13 protein-coding genes and 1 pseudogene are annotated in these 16,325 nt (G+C 74.2%); 5 read left to right on the forward strand and 9 right to left on the reverse strand.

What is annotated here, in order from left to right:
* Positions 1-44 precede the first annotated feature (44 nt).
* Both BUE48_RS17965 and BUE48_RS17970 read left to right on the forward strand, forming a co-directional pair.
* On the forward strand, positions 45-1,721 hold the full coding sequence (locus tag BUE48_RS17965) for an ABC transporter ATP-binding protein (RefSeq protein WP_286990605.1): 1,677 nt from the start codon (positions 45-47) through the stop codon (positions 1,719-1,721).
* Positions 1,718-3,556, forward strand: coding sequence for an ATP-binding cassette domain-containing protein (locus BUE48_RS17970; protein WP_286990606.1), 1,839 nt, complete (start codon positions 1,718-1,720; stop codon positions 3,554-3,556). The genes BUE48_RS17965 and BUE48_RS17970 overlap by 4 nt, the downstream gene beginning before the upstream one ends.
* Positions 3,557-3,646: 90 nt before the next feature.
* On the opposite strand, the gene BUE48_RS17975 is transcribed toward BUE48_RS17970, so the two are convergent.
* The 6 genes from BUE48_RS17975 to hutH form a co-directional block, all read right to left on the reverse strand.
* On the reverse strand, positions 3,647-4,234 hold the full coding sequence (locus BUE48_RS17975; protein ID WP_052305697.1) for a response regulator transcription factor: 588 nt from the start codon (positions 4,232-4,234) through the stop codon (positions 3,647-3,649).
* Between the two features lie 720 nt (positions 4,235-4,954).
* On the reverse strand, positions 4,955-6,073 hold the full coding sequence (gene hutI / locus BUE48_RS17980) for an imidazolonepropionase (RefSeq protein ID WP_052305698.1): 1,119 nt from the start codon (positions 6,071-6,073) through the stop codon (positions 4,955-4,957).
* A 107-nt stretch (positions 6,074-6,180) separates the two neighbouring features.
* Positions 6,181-7,539 carry a formimidoylglutamate deiminase gene (locus tag BUE48_RS17985; RefSeq protein WP_286990607.1) on the reverse strand — a complete coding sequence of 453 codons (1,359 nt, stop codon included), beginning with the start codon at positions 7,537-7,539 and terminating at the stop codon, positions 6,181-6,183.
* 9 nt (positions 7,540-7,548) lie between these two features.
* Positions 7,549-8,880 (reverse strand): allantoate amidohydrolase, encoded by a 1,332-nt coding sequence (locus BUE48_RS17990; RefSeq protein ID WP_286990608.1) that lies wholly within the window; start codon positions 8,878-8,880, stop codon positions 7,549-7,551.
* The gene (gene hutU, locus BUE48_RS17995) at positions 8,877-10,532 is read right to left on the reverse strand and encodes a urocanate hydratase (RefSeq protein WP_286990609.1); all 1,656 of its coding nucleotides are present in this window, start codon (positions 10,530-10,532) and stop codon (positions 8,877-8,879) included. Before hutU ends, BUE48_RS17990 begins: the two co-directional genes overlap by 4 nt.
* 217 nt (positions 10,533-10,749) lie before the next feature.
* Positions 10,750-12,294 carry a histidine ammonia-lyase gene (hutH, locus tag BUE48_RS18000; RefSeq protein WP_012853937.1) on the reverse strand — a complete coding sequence of 515 codons (1,545 nt, stop codon included), beginning with the start codon at positions 12,292-12,294 and terminating at the stop codon, positions 10,750-10,752.
* Positions 12,295-12,518: 224 nt separating this feature from the next.
* Here hutH and BUE48_RS18005 point away from each other — a divergent pair.
* From BUE48_RS18005 to BUE48_RS18015, 3 genes and pseudogenes are all read left to right on the forward strand, one after another.
* A pseudogene (locus BUE48_RS18005) lies at positions 12,519-12,857 on the forward strand (type II toxin-antitoxin system RelE/ParE family toxin); the annotation flags it as partial.
* Positions 12,812-13,111 (forward strand): helix-turn-helix domain-containing protein, encoded by a 300-nt coding sequence (locus BUE48_RS18010; protein ID WP_012853938.1) that lies wholly within the window; start codon positions 12,812-12,814, stop codon positions 13,109-13,111. The pseudogene BUE48_RS18005 and the gene BUE48_RS18010, both read left to right, overlap by 46 nt.
* 84 nt (positions 13,112-13,195) lie before the next feature.
* Positions 13,196-13,960, forward strand: a complete 765-nt coding sequence (locus tag BUE48_RS18015; protein WP_012853939.1) for an IclR family transcriptional regulator — start codon at positions 13,196-13,198, stop codon at positions 13,958-13,960.
* 215 nt (positions 13,961-14,175) lie between these two features.
* Here BUE48_RS18015 and BUE48_RS18020 read toward each other — a convergent pair whose 3' ends face one another.
* The 3 genes from BUE48_RS18020 to BUE48_RS18030 form a co-directional block, all read right to left on the reverse strand.
* Positions 14,176-14,364, reverse strand: coding sequence for a hypothetical protein (locus tag BUE48_RS18020; protein ID WP_286990610.1), 189 nt, complete (start codon positions 14,362-14,364; stop codon positions 14,176-14,178).
* Positions 14,365-14,561: 197 nt separating this feature from the next.
* Positions 14,562-15,194 (reverse strand): hypothetical protein, encoded by a 633-nt coding sequence (locus tag BUE48_RS18025; protein WP_148233052.1) that lies wholly within the window; start codon positions 15,192-15,194, stop codon positions 14,562-14,564.
* Positions 15,195-15,474: 280 nt separating this feature from the next.
* On the reverse strand, positions 15,475-15,903 hold the full coding sequence (locus BUE48_RS18030; RefSeq protein ID WP_012853942.1) for a hypothetical protein: 429 nt from the start codon (positions 15,901-15,903) through the stop codon (positions 15,475-15,477).
* Positions 15,904-16,325: the final 422 nt, after the last annotated feature.

The raw sequence follows: 16,325 nt of genomic DNA on the forward strand, positions 1-16,325 counted from the left end.
TTCACCCAGGCGGCGGGATGAAGCCGCCATCCCTGGAGGAGTCCATGTCCCCGATCGACGCCGCAGCCGACCGGCTGCTGCTGCGCACCGCCCGGCGCGGCGGCGGCTGGACCGCGGTGCTGGCGTCGGCCGCGCTGGCGGACGCGGCCGGCGCCGTGCTGCTGCCCGCCGCGCTCGGCCGGGCCGTGGACGAGGTGCTGGCCCCGGGACCGTCCGGCGGCGCCGTCTGGGCGTGCACCGCGCTGATCGCGCTCTCGGCCGTCGCCGCAGTGGCGGCGGAACCGGCCCGGGGCGGCGCCACCGCGCGTGCGACGGCCTGGCTGCGGCATGCGCTCGTGCGCCGCGTGCTGGCGGTGGGCCCCGCCGGCCGGTTCGACCCCGGGGACCTGACCAGCCGGATCGTGGGGGGCGCCGCCGAGGCCGGGACCGCCCCGGCGGCCGCGGTGCAGGCCGTGGCGGCGGCGCTGCCGCCGGTGGGGGCGGTGGTGGCGCTGACGCTGATCGACTGGCGGATCGCGGCGGCGCTGGCGCTGGCGATGCCGCTGCCGGTGCTGGTGCTGCGCGCGTTCATGCGGGACGTCAGCGGCGGCGTGCGGCGGTATCTGGACGTCCAGGGCGTGATAGCGGCCCGGCTGGCGGAGGCGCTGCGGGGGTTCCGCACGATCGCCGCCGCGGGCACCGCCGACCGGGAGCTGCACCGCATCCTGCAGCCGCTGGGCCGGCTGCGGCGCGAGGGAGAGACGATCTGGCGGGTGCACGGCCTGATCGGGGCGCGCGGGCTGCTGTCGGTGCTGCTGCTGCAGCTGGCGGTGCTGACGGCGGCCGGGCTGGAGCTGGCCGCGGGCCGGATCAGCGTGGGCGAGCTGGTGGCCGCCGCGCAGTACGCCACGCTGGCCGGCGGGCTGGGCCCGCTCACCGCGCAGGTGGGGCGGATCGCCCGGGCGCGGGGGGCCGCCGCGCGGGCCGCCGAGATCATGGCGCGTCCCGCCGTCGGCTACGGCGAGCGGGAGCTGCCGCCGGGGCCGGGCACCTTGGAGCTGCGCGGGGTGAGCGCGGCCGGGGTGCTCAAGGAGATCGACCTGGTGGTGCCGGGCGGGACGGCGGTGGCGGTGGTCGGACGGTCCGGGTCGGGCAAGTCGCTGCTGGCGGCGCTGGCCGGGCGGCTGACCGACCCCGATAGCGGCCAGGTGCTGCTGGACGGCGTCCCGCTGCCGGAGCTGAGCCGCACGGCGCTGCGCGACGCGGTCGCCTACGCCTTCGCCCGCCCCCACCTGTTCGGCGAAACGGTGCTGGAGGCGGTGGGCTTCGGGCTGCGCCGGCCCCATGCGGCGGCCCTGCAGCGGGCGGCGGTCACCGCCTGCGCCGACCCGTTCATCCGGCGCCTGCCGTCCGGATACGCCACTCCCCTGGCCGACACCCCCCTGTCGGGCGGCCAGGCCCAGCGGCTGGGGCTGGCCCGCGCGTTCGCCCGCGGCGGGCGGCTGCTGATCCTCGACGACGCCACCTCCAGCCTGGACACCGTCACCGAGCAGCAGATCGGCCGCGCCCTGTTCGGCGCGGCGGCCGGGTGCACCCGCCTGATCACCGCCCATCGCGCCGCCACCGCGGCCCGCGCCGACTCGGTGGTGTGGCTGGAGGGCGGCGCCATCCGCGCCCAGGGCTCCCATGCCGAGCTGTGGCGCGACCCCGACTACCGGGCCGTCTTCGGAGAACGCGCATGAACGCAGCCGACCGCAGGACCCGGCGGATGTCGCGGGTCCTGACGCGCACCCTCGTCTCCATCCTCCGGCGGCGGCCCCGGGCGGTGCTGCGCCTGGCGGCCTGGTCGCTGGCCGAGGTGGCGCCCACTCTGCTGATGGGGCTGGCCGTCGCCCACGCGGTGGACGCCTTTCAGGCCGGCCGCACCGGGCGGGCGCTGGCCTGGCTGGGGACGCTGGCGCTGGCCGGGCCGCTGGGGGCGTTCGGCTGTCACCGGCTGTATGCGGCGCTGGCGGCGCTCGTCGAGCCGCTGCGGGACGAGCTGGTGCGCACCGTGGTGGCGGGGGCGCTGCGCGCACCGGACGGGCGGCACGGCACGGGCGCGGTGGCCCGGCTGACCCACCAGGTGGAGATCGTCCGGGACACCTTCGCCGGGCTGCTGATGGTGGTGCGCGGGTTCGTCTTCAGCGTGGTGGCGGCGTCGGCGGGGCTGCTGGCCCTGGCCCCGGTCATGCTGGCGCTGGTGGTGCCGCCGCTGCTGGCCGGCCTGGCGTTGTTCTGCCTGGCCGTGCCGGCGGCGGCGGCGCGGCAGCGGGAGCTGATCGTCGGCGAGGAGCGCCTGGCGGAGGCGACCGCCGCGCTGGCCGAGGGCCTGCGCGATGTGACGGCCTGCGGCGCCGAGGAGCAGATCGCCGCCCGGGCCGGCGAGCGGATCGACGCCCAGGCGGCGGCGACGCGGGCGCTGGCCCGCCTGGCCGGGGTGCGCGAGGCCGCGCTGGCGCTGGGCGGCTGGCTGCCGGTGCTGCTGATCTTGGCTTTCGCTCCCTGGCTGAGCCGGCAGGGCGTCACCGCGGGCGCGATCGCCGGGGCGGTCACTTATGTGCTGCAAGGGCTGCGGCCGGCGTTGAGCGGCCTGATCTCGGGGGTGGGCGGCGGCGGTCTGCGCCTGGCGGTCACCTTGACCCGCATTCTGGAGGCCGCCGCGTCTGAGGACCGGCCGGGGATCATGCCCGCCCTTCCCGCGAAGACCGCCGCGGCCGTCCCGGCAGAGGGCGTCCGGCCGGTGCGGAAGGCGCCGGTCGGTGCGGTCGCGGCCCTGGGCGAGGGGACGGCGGGCGGCTTTCGCCCGGAAACCGCCTCGCCGACGCTCGCGGGCGCCGGCGAGGCGGCGGGCGGGGTCGAGGTGCGGCTGGCGGGGGTCCGCTTCGCCTACGGCGAGCACGCCGAACCGGTGATCGACGGGCTGGACCTGGTGGTGCCCGCGGGGGGGCACCTGGCGGTGGTGGGGCCCAGCGGCATCGGCAAGTCGACGCTGGCGGCGCTCATCGCCGGGCTGCTGGAGCCGGTGGCGGGGACGGTCCTGGTGGGCGGCCGGCCGCCGGGGGATGCGCGGCTGCGGACGCTGATCCCGCAGGAGGCGTACGTGTTCCACGGGACGCTGCATGAGAACCTGACCTATCTGGCGCCCTGGGCCGACGATGAGGCGGTGCGGCACGCGGTGGACGTCATCGGGCTGTCGCCGCTGGTCCAGCGGCTGGGCGGGTACGGCGCCCAGGTCGATCCGGCGGCGCTGTCGGCGGGGGAACGCCAGCTCATCGCGCTGGGCCGGGCCTACCTGGCCCGGGCGCCGCTGACCGTGCTGGATGAGGCGACCTGCCATCTGGATCCGGCCGCCGAGGCGCGGGCGGAGCTGGCCTTCGCCCGCGGCCCCGGCACCCTGATCGTGATCGCGCACCGGATGACCTCGGCGCGGCGGGCCCGCCGCATCCTGCTGCTGGACGGCACCGGCGTCTGGCAGGGCGGGCATGAGGAGCTGCTGCGCACGTCCGCGCCTTACCGGAGCCTGCTAGGGCGCTGAGTCTTCGGCGGGGCTCCCTTGAGTTGCCCGCCCGGGGAACCGTCCGTTCGTCCCTTGCCGCGGCTTTGATCCGTGGGAGCGTCCGCCGGGTCACAGCCAGCCGGCGGATTCAGCGATCCGGATGGCGTGCACCCGGTTGCGGGCGCCGATCTTGCGGTTGATCCGGGACAGGTGGTTGCGGACGGTGCCGATGGTCAGCACCAGCGTGTCGGCGATCTGGGCGACCGAGGCCCCTTCTCCGGCCAGTCTCAGCACCTCCAGTTCCCGGGGGGTCAGCGGGCTGTCGGCGGCGGCCAGTTCGGCGAACGCCAGGTCGGCGTCGATGACGCGCTCGCCGGCCGCCACCCGCCGCAGCGATCCGGCCAGCGTGTCCGGCGAGGTGCCCTTGAGCAGGAACCCGGCGGCGCCCACCGCGGCGGCCCGGCGCAGGTCGCCGGGGCGGGCCCGGTCGGCCATCAGCACCGCGGCGCAGTCGGGCACCTCCTGGCGCAGCATCCCGGTCAGGGCGAAGGTGTGGCTGTGGGCGCCTTCCATCCCTAGCAGCGCTATGTCGGGGGCGGCCTTTCTGGCCATCGGGACAAGCTGCTCGGCGTTATCAACGGCACCGACCACCATAAAGTCGGTCTGACCATCCAAAAGTGCGACAATTCCCCCACGCAGCAGCGACAGTTCCTCCATGACCAAGACCCGGATCACGGTCGCCTCCCCTGATCAGAACTGAGCGGCAGAAGTGAGCATGGCGCGGCAAAGGGGGTGCCCACTTGAAAGACGATGCGGTCATAGCCTGTGCGGTTGGCTCAATGGCGGGTGTACGCCGGTGAGGGGCGCGGCAACGCGACATGGGCCGACGGCATCCTTCACCCCCCGATCGTCACCCGGACCGCGCTTGCTGACAGCGCCGGCGACCAACCAACACATAGCGTGAGTGAATAGTATCCACGCGTCAAGCGGGGTGTAGGCAATATTTCACTATCTGCTCATGCGAAACCCGCTATCCAGCCGATGGCATGGCGCCAAGCTCGGCCATCGTCCATTCATCGACCCTGATTCGGGTCGGCCGTAAATCCGTGCGCACCACCGGTGCGCCCTTCGCCGGGCCGGTGCGCAGGCCCGGGCGGCAGGGGGCCGCCACGGAAAGCGGGGAGCCGCCAGGGCGTGTCAGGCGCGGCCGGAACGCCGGCTCGGGGCACCTATTCGGTAACCGAGCGTGTATAAGCCCTCGATGGCCGAACCCCTGCCGCAAACCCGTTCCACTCCTGCCGGAGCGGCGCCATATACCGAGGTCATCGCCGCCTTCGAGGATTCGCCGCCCGGCTTGCCCACTGCTTTGGCACCGACCGGGAACTACGCCATTTAGTCACTCTGTGTAGCAAGAGAAATCAGCGGGACGTCCCTGCGTCAGAGTTCGAGGCGTTCCCCGTCTTTCCAGACGGCCATGACCAGCGGGACACCCGGCCGGTAGGCCAGATGAAGGTGCGAGGGGGCGTCCAGCACCACCGCGTCCGCCCGCGCCCCCACGCCGAGCCGGCCCACATCGTCGCGGCGCAGCGCCCGCGCCCCGCCCGCGGTGGCCGACCACACCGCCTCGGCGGGGGTCATCCGCATCTCCCGCACCGCCAGCGCGATGCAGAACGGCATGCTGGAGGTGTAGCAGGAGCCGGGGTTGCAGTCGGTGGCCAGCGCCACCGTGACCCCCGCGTCGATCAGCCGCCGCGCGTCCGGGTAGGGCTGCCGGGTGGCGAACTCCACCCCCGGCAGCAGCGTCGCCACCGTCTGCGAGCCCGCCAGCGCCGCCACGTCCGCATCGGTCAGGAACGTGCAGTGGTCGGCCGAGGCCGCCCCGTACTCCACCGCCAGCGCCACCCCGGGTCCGTGCCCGAGCTGGTTGGCGTGCAGCCGGGGGATGAGCCCGGCCCTGATCCCCGCCTCCAGCACCGTGCGCGTCTGATCCGCATCGAACGCCCCGTCCTCGCAGAACACGTCGATCCACCGGGCGTGCGGGGCGCAGGCCGCCAGCATCTGCGACGCCACCAGGCGCACGTACCCGTCGGGGTCGCCGGCGTACTCCGGCGGCACCACGTGCGCCCCCAGGAAGGTGACCTCGTCGGTCACCTCGGCGGCCAGCCGGACCGAGCGTTCCTCGTCGGCGACGGTCAGCCCGTACCCCGACTTGCACTCCACCGTGGTGGTCCCCTGCCGGGCCATCTCGGCGACCAGCCGCCGCAGCCCGGCCCGCAGCTGCGCGTCGGTGGCCCGCCGCGTGTCGGCCACGGTCCGCCGGATCCCGCCCGCCGTATAGGGCCGCCCGCTCATCCGCGCCGCGAATTCCTCGGCCCGCTCCCCGGCGAACACCAGGTGCGCGTGCGAGTCCACGAACCCCGGCAGCACCGCCCGCCCCGCCGCGTCGTACCGCTCGTCGGCCGCGGGCGCCCGCCCGGCGGCCCCCACCCAGGCCACCCGGCCCGCCTCCAGCACCAGCGCCGCGTCCCGGACGATCCCCAGCGGCCCCTCCCCCATCCCGGGCTCGTTGGTGACCAGCTCACCGATGTCGTCGATCACCGTGCTCACCGAATCTGTCCTCTCCGCGGTCGGGACGGCTGCTTGGGGTCGCGGGCCGAACGGGGTCACGTTCTGCTGTCCGGGGCGGTCAGGTCGGTGATGGCGGCCTGCAGGGCCGCGGGGGCGTCGGGGATCAGCAGGTGGCGGCCGTCGGAGACGACGGTGCGGCCGGAGATGACCACGTGGCGGATGTCGGCGGCGGTGGCGGCGAAGACGGCCGTTTCGGCGGCGTGGCCGGGGGTGCAGCCGGCGGTGCGGACGGTGTCCAGGGCGATGGTGACCAGGTCGGCGTAGGCGCCGGGTTCCAGGCGGCCGGCCTCGGGCCAGCCCAGGGCGGCATGCCCGTTCCAGGTGGCGGCGGCCAGCAGCGCCCCGGCCGACCAGTGGCCGCGGCGGCGGGTGCGCAGCCGCTCGTGCAGTTCCAGGGCGCGGGCCTCTTCCAGCAGGTCGATGACGGCGTGCTGGTCGGAGCCCAGGCACAGTTCGGCGCCGGCGTCGGCCAGGGCGCGGGCCGGGCCGATGCCGTCGGCCAGGTCCCGTTCGGTGGTGGGGCACAGGCACACCCCGGTCATGGTGGCGCCGAGCAGGGCGATGTCGGTCTCGTCCAGGTGGGTGGCGTGGACGGCGACGGTCAGCGGGCCCAGCGCGCCGCTTTCGGCCAGCAGCCGGGTGGGGCTCATGCCGTAGGCCTCCCGGCAGGCCCGGTTCTCGGCGGGCTGCTCCGACAGGTGGACGTGCAGCGGCAACCGGTGCTCGGCGGCCCAGGCGGCGACCGCCTGGATCTGCTCGCGCGGCACCGCCCGCACCGAGTGGACGGCGGCGCCGAGCCGGGCGTGCGGATGGGCGTCCTTGCCGAGGGTTTCGCGCAGCGCCTCGACGCGGCGCTGCCAGTTGCCCGCCGTCCCGTCGCCGAACCGCAGCTGGGTGCCCTGCAGGGGGCGGCGGATGCCGCCGGTCAGGTAGCAGGCGTCCAGCAGCGTGATGCGGATGCCGGCGTCGGCGGCGGCGTCGATCAGCGCCCGGCCCATGGCGTTGGGGTCGTCGTAGGGGGCGCCGCCGGGCCGGTGGTGCAGGTAGTGGAACTCGCCGACGACGCTGATGCCGGCCAGCGCCATCTCCGCGTAGACGGCCCGGGCCAGTCGCCGGTAGGAGGCGGGGTCCAGGCGGTCGGCGACGGCGTACATCTGCTCGCGCCAGGTCCAAAAGTCGCCGCGTCCGGCGTGCGAGCGGCCCCGCAGCACCCGGTGGAAGGCGTGGGAGTGGGCGTTGGCCAGCCCGGGCAGGGTGAGGCCGGGCAGGCGCTCGGCGTCCGGCGGCGCCGCGACCCCGGGGACGACGGCGGTGAACCGTTCCCCCTCGGCTTCGATGAGCACGTCGGCGGCCACTCCGTCTCCGAGCCAGGCGAGCTCGGCATGCCAGCGCATGTCAGTCCTTTACCCGTCGGCGAGATTTTTGAGCACCGCCGTCAGCGCCGCCACGCCCGCCAGGCAGTCGTCCATCGCGGCGTGCTCGGCGGGGGCGTGGGACACCCCGGTCGGATTGCGCACGAACAGCATCGCGGTGGGGAGGCAGGCGGCCAGCACGCCCGCGTCGTGCCCGGCGCCGGTGGGCAGGACGGGGACGCGTCCGGGGCGGGCCGCGGCCTTGGGAGCGCCCGGCGCCGAGGCGGATTCTGAGGGTTCTGCGGGGTTGCCCGGTGCGGGACCGCACCCTGAAACGGTGAGCTCCTCCCCCGTGCCCGGTTCTCGGGAGACGCCCGGGACCTGTTCCAGGACGCCGGCGATGCGGTCGCGCAGGGCGTGGTCGAACTCCACGAGCGGGGTGCAGGACTCCCGGGTGAGCTCGACGATCACGCCGTGTTCGGCCGCCGCGCGGCGGGCGGTCTCGGCGGTCTGGGCGACGATGCGCTCGACGGCCTCGGCGGTGGGTCCCCGGGCGTCCAGCCAGGCGGTGACCGCCGAAGGGATGGCGTTGACGCCGCCGGGGACGACGGTGACCTTGCCGACCGTGGCGACGCCGCCGGCCGCGGCGGCGCCGCGCCGGGCGGCCAGGACGGCGTGGGCGAAGGGCAGCATCGGGTCGCGCCGGTCGCGCAGCCGGGTGGTGCCGGCGTGGTTCCCCTGGCCGGTGAAGTCCAGCCGCCAGCGGCCGTGCGGGATGATCGCGCTCGCCACGCCCACCGGGGCCTGCAGCGCCCGGCCCTGTTCGATGTGCAGTTCCACGAAGCAGCCGATCCGGGCGAGCAGCCCCTCGTCCGGTCCAATGGCGGCGGGGTCGAGGTCGTGGGCGGCGATGACCTCGGCGAACGCGCGGCCGTCGGCGTCGCGCAGGCCGCGGGCGTCCGCGGGGTCGATGGCGCCGGTCAGCAGACGCGACCCCAGGCAGGCGACGCCGAAGCGGGAGCCTTCCTCCTCGGCGAAGACCGCCACGCCGATCGGCCGCCGGGGCGCAAAGCCCTCGGCGCGCAGCCGGTCGATGGCGGCCAGCGCCGACACCACTCCCAGCGGCCCGTCGAACGCACCGCCGCCGGGCACCGAGTCCAGGTGCGAGCCGGTCAGCACCGCCGGCCCGCGGCCGGCCCGCCACCAGGCGAACAGGTTGCCGTTGGCGTCGGCCTCGACCGTCAGGCCGCGCCGCCGGGCCTGGTCGGTGAACCAGGCCCGGCATTCCAGTTCCGGCGCCGTCCAGGCGATCCGCCGGTAACCGCCGGTGGTCTCGTCCCGGCCGATGGGCAGCAGCTCCGCCCACATCTCCGTGAAGCTCATCGCTCCGCCATGGGGATGCGGACGCCGCGTTCGGCGGCGACCTGAGCGGCGCGGGGGTATCCGGCGTCGGCGTGGCGCATCACGCCGGTGCCGGGGTCGTTGGTCAGGACGCGGGCCAGTTTCTCGGCGGCCAGCGGGGTGCCGTCGGCCACGCACACCTGGCCGGCGTGCACCGAGCGGCCGATGCCGACGCCGCCGCCGTGGTGGATCGACACCCAGGACGCGCCGGAGGCGGTGTTGAGGAGGGCGTTGAGCAGCGGCCAGTCGGCGATGGCGTCGGAGCCGTCGGCCATCGCTTCGGTCTCCCGGTAGGGACTGGCCACGCTGCCGGCGTCCAGGTGGTCGCGGCCCAGCACGATGGGCGCGCTGATCTCGCCGCGGGCCACCAGGTCGTTGAAGACCGCCCCGGCCTTGTCGCGTTCTCCGTAGCCGAGCCAGCAGATCCGCGCGGGCAGCCCTTGGAAGCGCACCTTCTCCCCGGCCGTGCGGATCCAGCGGACCAGCGGCTCGTTGTCGGGGAACAGCTCGCAGATCGCCCGGTCGGTGCGGGCGATGTCGGCGGGGTCGCCCGACAGCGCCGCCCAGCGGAACGGGCCTTTGCCCTCGCAGAACAGCGGGCGGATGTAGGCGGGCACGAAGCCGGGGAAGTCGAAGGCCCGCTCGCAGCCGCCCAGCTTGGCCTCGCCGCGAAGGGAGTTGCCGTAGTCGAAGACCTCGGCTCCGGCGTCGTGGAAGCCGACCATGGCGTCCACGTGGACGGCCATGGACTCGCGGGCGCGGCGGATGAAGCCGGCCGGGTCCTTGTCGCGTTCGGCGGCCATGTCTTCGAAGGCGATGCCGAGCGGCAGGTAGGTCAGCGGGTCGTGGGCGGAGGTCTGGTCGGTGACGATGTCGACGGGGGCGCCTTGGCGCAGCAGCCTCGGCACCACGTCGGCGGCGTTGCCGAGCACCCCGATCGACAGCGGCCGCCGCCTCTCCTTGGCCTGTTCGGCCAGGCGCAGCGCCTCGTCCAGGTCGTCGACGCGCACATCGCAGTAGCCGTGCGCGACGCGGCGGTCGATGCGGGACGGGTCGCACTCCACGCACAGGGCCACCCCGCCGTTCATGGTGACGGCCAGCGGCTGGGCGCCGCCCATGCCGCCCAGCCCGGCGGTCAGGGTGAGGGTCCCGGCCAGCGACCCGCCGAACCGTTTGGCGGCCACGGCGGCGAACGTCTCGTAGGTGCCCTGCAGGATGCCCTGGGTGCCGATGTAGATCCACGACCCGGCGGTCATCTGCCCGTACATGGTCAGCCCGGCCGCCTCCAGCCGGCGGAACTCCTCCCAGGTGGCCCACTGCGGCACCAGGTTGGAGTTGGCGATCAGCACGCGCGGCGCCCACTCGTGGGTGCGGAAGATCCCCACGGGTTTGCCGGACTGCACCAGCAGCGTCTCGTCCCCTTCCAGGTCCCGCAGGGAGCGCACGAGCGCGTCGAAGGCGTCCCAGTTGCGGGCGGCGCGGCCGGTGCCGCCGTAGACGACCAGCTCCTCGGGGTGCTCGGCCACGTCGGGGTCGAGGTTGTTCATCAGCATCCGCAGCGCGGCCTCCTGCGGCCACCCCTTGGCGGTCAGCGACGTGCCGCGCGGGGCGCGGACGGTACGAGGACCGGACATCGTCTTCTCCTTAAGGGATCAGTCGGCTCGGGCATCCGCCGCTTGAGGGCCGTTCCTTGGCACGGGCCTGATCCGGTCGGCCTGCGACGGCCAAGGTGATCCGCTCCGGCGGAACGCACCTGCCGGGATCGACCCCGGCACCGTGCGGGACGGCCGCAGGGCCGCACCCGGCGGCGAGTGGTGCGAGGCCGGCTCCGGCATGGGCGTCCTCCTTGCGTCAGGCGAGCGGGCCGGTGACGCGTTCGGCGGCGGCGCGCAGGGTGCCGTCGCGGACCAGACGGACGGCGTGGTCGATCTCGGGGGCCAGGTGGCGGTCGGGGCCGGGCGGGCCGACGTGCTCGCGCAGCGCGGCGACCACGGCGGCGGTGGCGGGGGCGGGACGCAGCGGGGCGCGCAGGTCCAGGGCGCGGGCGGCGGTGAGGATCTCGATGGCCAGCACCCGGGTCAATCCGTCGAGGGCGCGGCGCAGCTTGCGGGCGGCGCTCCAGCCCATCGACACGTGGTCTTCCTGCATGGCCGAGCTGGGCAGGGAGTCCACCGAGGCGGGCACGGCCAGCCGTTTGAGCTCGGAGACGATGGCGGCCTGGGTGTACTGGGCGATCATGTGGCCGGAGTCCACGCCGGGGTCGTCGGCCAGGAACGCCGGCAGGCCGTGGGAGCGGGCCCGGTCCAGCATCCGGTCGGTGCGCCGCTCGGACATGGATGCCACGTCGGCCACCGGGATGGCCAGGAAGTCCAGCACGTAGGCCAGGGGGGCGCCGTGGAAGTTGCCGTTGGACTCCACCCGTCCGTCCGGCAGCACCACGGGGTTGTCGATGGCGGAGGCCAGTTCCCGGGAGGCCACCTGTTCGGCGTGCGCCAAGGTGTCCCGGGCGGCCCCGTTGACCTGGGGGGAGCAGCGCAGCGAGTAGGCGTCCTGGACGCGGGTGCAGTCCGGCCCGCGGTGCGACTCCATGATCGCCGACCCGGCCAGCAGGGCCCGCAGGTTGGCGGCGGAGGCGGCCTGGCCGGGGTGGGGGCGCAGTTGCTGCAGCTCGGCGGCGAACACCCGGTCGGTGCCCAGCAGCGCCTCCACGCTCATCGCCGCGGCGATGTCCGCGCAGACCAGCAGCCGCCGCAGGTCGCAGGCGGCCAGCACCAGCATGCCGAGCATCCCGTCGGTGCCGTTGATCAGCGCCAGCCCTTCCTTGGCGCCCAGCGTCACCGGTGGGATGTCCGCTTCGGCCAGGGCCTGGGCGGCGGGTTTGCGCCTCCCGGCGGCGTCCCGGACCTCGCCTTCGCCGATGAGCGCCAGCGCCACGTGCGACAGCGGGGCCAGGTCGCCGGAGCAGCCCAGGCTGCCGTACTCGTGGACGATGGGGGTGATGCCCGCGTTCAGCAGGGCGGCCAGGGTCTGCGCGGTGACCGGCTGGACGCCGGAGTGCCCGCTGGCCAGGGTGCGCAGCCGCAGCAGCATCATGGCCCGCACCACCTCCCGCTCCACCTCCGGGCCGGACCCGGCGGCGTGCGAGCGGACGATGTTGAGCTGCAGTTGCCTGCGCAACTCGGGCGGGATGTGCCGGGTGGCCAGCGCCCCGAACCCGGTGGAGACGCCGTAGACGGGGGTGGGCCGGGCGCTCAGCTCTTCGACGTGCGCGCGGGCCGCGGCGATGCGCTCCAGGGCCCGCTCGGTGAGGGTGACCGGCGCGTCCTCCCGCGCCACCGCCACCACCTGGTCGAACGTCAACGGCTCGGGCCCGACCTGGACGCCCTTGTCCCCCATGAGGCTGCTCATACCCCTATTGGAGCGGCCGACCGGCCCGTCCCGAAGAGCCCCCGAGGCCGATGTGTCTCGGATACGAGACAACTGGCGGCCGCCCAGGCCCCGATGAATCTCACCTTTGCCGATTCACGGGACGCATCCCTTGCCCTCCTTATAACGTCCGTGTTATGGCCTGGGGAGAGGTTGAGCTGGAACCCGAGGTGGACGAGTAGTTCGACACGCTTGATCAGGCCGACCAGGAGACGGCCGCCTTCTACATCGATCTGCTGGCCGAGCGCGGAGTGCTGCCAGGCGAGCCGTACACTCGGCGGCTGCGCGGCAAGTTAAGGGAACTCAGGTTCCACCTGAACTGTCAATCGGCGCGGATAACCTGCTGGATTGCGCCGGGTAGGCGGATCATCTTGCTGACAGTGTTCCGCAAGCAGCGGATGCGCGAAGTCGCCGAGGTCGAGCGGGCGTGGCGGGCCATGCAGCGGTGTATCGCCGAGGAGCACACGGCGGACGAGGAGCGAGCGACATGGGCGAGCGCAGGGCATGGGCCGACAAGCGGGCCGAGATCATGAGCCGTCCGGGCGCCGGGGCCGCCCACGAGGCCGCGCGGATCAGGTTCCAGCTGGGGGAGGCCGTGCGGCTGCGTCGCGAAGAGCTCGGCTTGACTCAGGCGCAGCTCGCCGAGCGGGCGGGGCTCAAGCAGCCGGCTGTGGCCCGGTTCGAGGCGGGCGGCACGATGCCCACGATTCCGATGCTGGAGCGTCTCGCCGAGGCGTTGGAGATGCGGTTGAGCATCCGGTTCCAGCCGCTGCGCAAGGCGAGCTGATCGTCCGGGCACAGGTGATCCGACCCGCGGGCCGGCGGTGGCGAACCCGGCGCCAAAGCGCCTCGGATACCGGACACTGGGCAGATGGGGCAGGTTCCGGCGGCGCGGCGGGCGTTGGCGGTGCTGCGGTTGCTGGCGTCGGCGGCCGGGCCCATGCCGGCCTCGGCGGTGGCGCGGGAGCTGGGGATACCGCGGTCGTCGGCCTACCACCTGCTGAACGAGATGGCCGCCGAGGGTTTTGTGACCCATCTGCCGGAGGAGCGGCTGTGGGGGTTGGGCGTGGCGGCCTTCGAGATCGGCTCGGCCTATTTGCGGCAGGGGCCGCTGGAGCGGCTGGCCCGGCTGCCGCTGCGCCGCCTGGTGGACCGGACGGGTGAGATCGCCCAGTTGGGCGTGCTGCACGGGGCCGAGACCCTGTACCTGCTCAAGGAGCAGCCGCCCCGGCATCACACCCTGGTGACGGACGTGGGCGTGCGCATGCCCGCCCACCTGACCGCCAGCGGCCGTTCGATGCTGGCCCGCCTGCCCGCCGCCCAGGTCCGCGCCCTGTTCTCCGGCCCGCTGGTCACCCGCACCGGCCGCGGCCCCACCACCTTGCGCGAGCTGCGCCGCGTGCTGGCCGAGGACGCCCGCCGCGGCTGGTCGGTGGAGGACGGCCTGATCACCGAGGGTTTCGCCAGCATCGCCGCCTGCGTGGTGGACCACACCGCCCACCCGGCCGCCGCCGTCACCCTCACCTTCCGCCGCGCAGACCGTCCCGAGGAGACCTGGCCGGACCTGGCCGCCCGCGTCCAGGCCACCGCCGCCGAGATCACCCGCCGCCTCGGCGGCCGGAACGCCCGCCCTTGAACGCACGGCCTGTGTCCTGTGCGGTGGACGAGCCGCACGGCACCAGGCCATGGGGAACGGACCGTCCCGGGAGGGCCGCAGTCCCTTGGGGCGCCGAGCCGACCCGCCGCCGGGTGAGCGTGAATTCCGTGTTCATCAAGTGGGCCGGCATGCCGCCCGGTCCGAAGAGCGGTCGGGGGCACCGGCCACGTGGTTCGCCGGAGGCCTCTCGGCGTTCAATGGGCTCCGCCGGACAGCAGAGCCTCGGAGAACCCGCAGTCCCCGAAGCGGCGGGAGCACTGGTCGGCGTCTTGGGAGAGATCCTCGTCCATGTCGGCGAACCGGATCGGCGACCAGGTGACAACGCCGCCTTCGGCATCGCGGCAGCCCGCTTTCCCTTCCCGGCCGCGCCGCTGCGCCTTCACCCGTGCCTCCTCCTCAGAGCCGCGTGGAGCAGGACGACCCCCGGCAAAGGCCCACCCGCTCCGGGTGCCTGATGCGCCAGAACGGCGCGGCAGGGGCGAAGCTCTTCACTTCGGCATGGCCGCCGCGTCGCCCGTCTCTCAGACCCTCCGCCGTGCAACGGCTCCCACGGCGCCTCGGATTTCCCCGGTCCCCTGCGTCAGCGCCGGCGGCGTCCGGCGTAGAACATCGCCGCGGCGGTCAGGACGAACAAGCCGGCGGTGATCGACATCTCGACGTCGGTGCCCGTCTGGCCGGGGCCGTCCGGCAGGCGCGGCTTCAGCAGGCCCAGCGGGTCCTTGCGGAGGGTGACCTGCCGGCCCTCGGGGAATTGGCCGAAGCAGTTCTGCTGCTGGGAGAGCTCGTGCACGGTGCGGTCGCCGGTGGTCTCGGCCACCGTGCAGAACAGGTTGTCGCTGCCCGGCCCCGACCCGGCGGGCTCCTGCTCGCCGTCGCGGACTTTCAGGACGACCGCGGGGGCCGGTTCGCCCAGTTGCTCCATGTAGAGGTCGTACAGGCCGGGACCGGCGAAAAGCGTCAGCGCCAGGCCGCTGCAGCAGACCAGCAGGGCGGCCCCGCCGCGTCTCCAGACGTGCCCGGCCCGCACCGCGGCGACCGCGAGCGTCCCCAGCGCCAGCGCGACGCCCACGAAGATGAAACCGGACGGGTACTGGGCCACCCAACCCGCCAGCGTGAACATCAAGGGGACGGCCAGTGCCCACAGCAGGGAGCCGAGCGTCCGCCGAGGCGGGGTCTCCTGGCCGGGGGGTGAGTGCTCTCCTGACGACATCACGGCGGTTTTCCACTCGTCTGTTTGCTCCCGGCCCGTCCTGGACGCGCCGGGAAGGTCAGCCTATCCCCGGGCCGGTCGCCCGTCCGCAGCCACCACCGGGTGACGGCGGTGGCTGCGGACGCCCGCGTCGGCGGGGTCAGCGCCCTTTTTCAACACACGGCCCAGGGCACCGGGGACGAGGGCCCCGGCAATGCCCGCTGCCGTGACGTTCCAGGTCACGGCAGCGTTCCCGGCTGCGACGCCGCAGTCTCGACCAGAGGGGACGGCGTGCGGAAAAGGGTCAGTTCACCCGCTTCAGGCTGTCGATCATGCCGCCCCACGCCGGGCCCTCCCAGGTGATGACGAGGGAGGTGCCGTCAGAGTCGAGCTCCAGGGTTCCGCGCTTGCGACGGGCGTCCGGCTCGGCGCAGTCCAGGGTGAGGAGCGGCTTGGGGGAGCCGACGCCGGCGATGGTGCCGGGGCAGGCCAGCTGCCCGGTCGTCTCGGCGGTCGTGCCGGTGATCGTGAGGGTGGCGATCGGGCTGTCGTTGATCGGCTTCCACGTCCCGTCCAGGCCGCCGGACCGCTGCTGCGTCGCCGGAGCGGTCGTGGCGGGAGCGGCCGCGGCCGGCGAGGACGCCTGGGCCTGCTGCTCTCCGCCGTCACCGCCGCAGCCGGACAACAGTCCGGCGGCCAGCCCGAGGACTACGACACCCAGTGGTGCGCGCATGAACGCGCCTTCCTTTCCTGATCGCCTTTCTTGTTCGCCGTTGAGCCTTCTCGGCGAAAGCCAACGAGCACACCAGGGTAAAGCGCGCGCCGGGGAACGTTCCGGGAAACGGGGCGAAGAGGCGCGCGGGCGGACGCGTCGGCATGTGCCTTCGGAGACCGCACCGTCCAAGGGGCCGGCGGTGCGTATGAGACCGTCACACCCGAGCAGGCTTGGAGGTCAGGGCACGCGGGTAGCGGGTGGCCGGGAGGTCACATGCCCGGGCGGGCAAGAAGATCCACCGGACCAAGCGGCGGCGGACAGCACCCGACCAAACCTCCCAAGACGGCGAGCGCTTGCTGAACACCCACGACCCAAGGCCGAGGCAAGAGCCTGGACGCCCCGAAGATGAGCGACAGCCAGGACTCAAAGGTCAAGGCACG

The organism is Thermomonospora sp. CIF 1 (assembly GCF_001896795.1).
In the GTDB taxonomy this organism is placed as follows: domain Bacteria; phylum Actinomycetota; class Actinomycetes; order Streptosporangiales; family Streptosporangiaceae; genus Thermomonospora; species Thermomonospora curvata.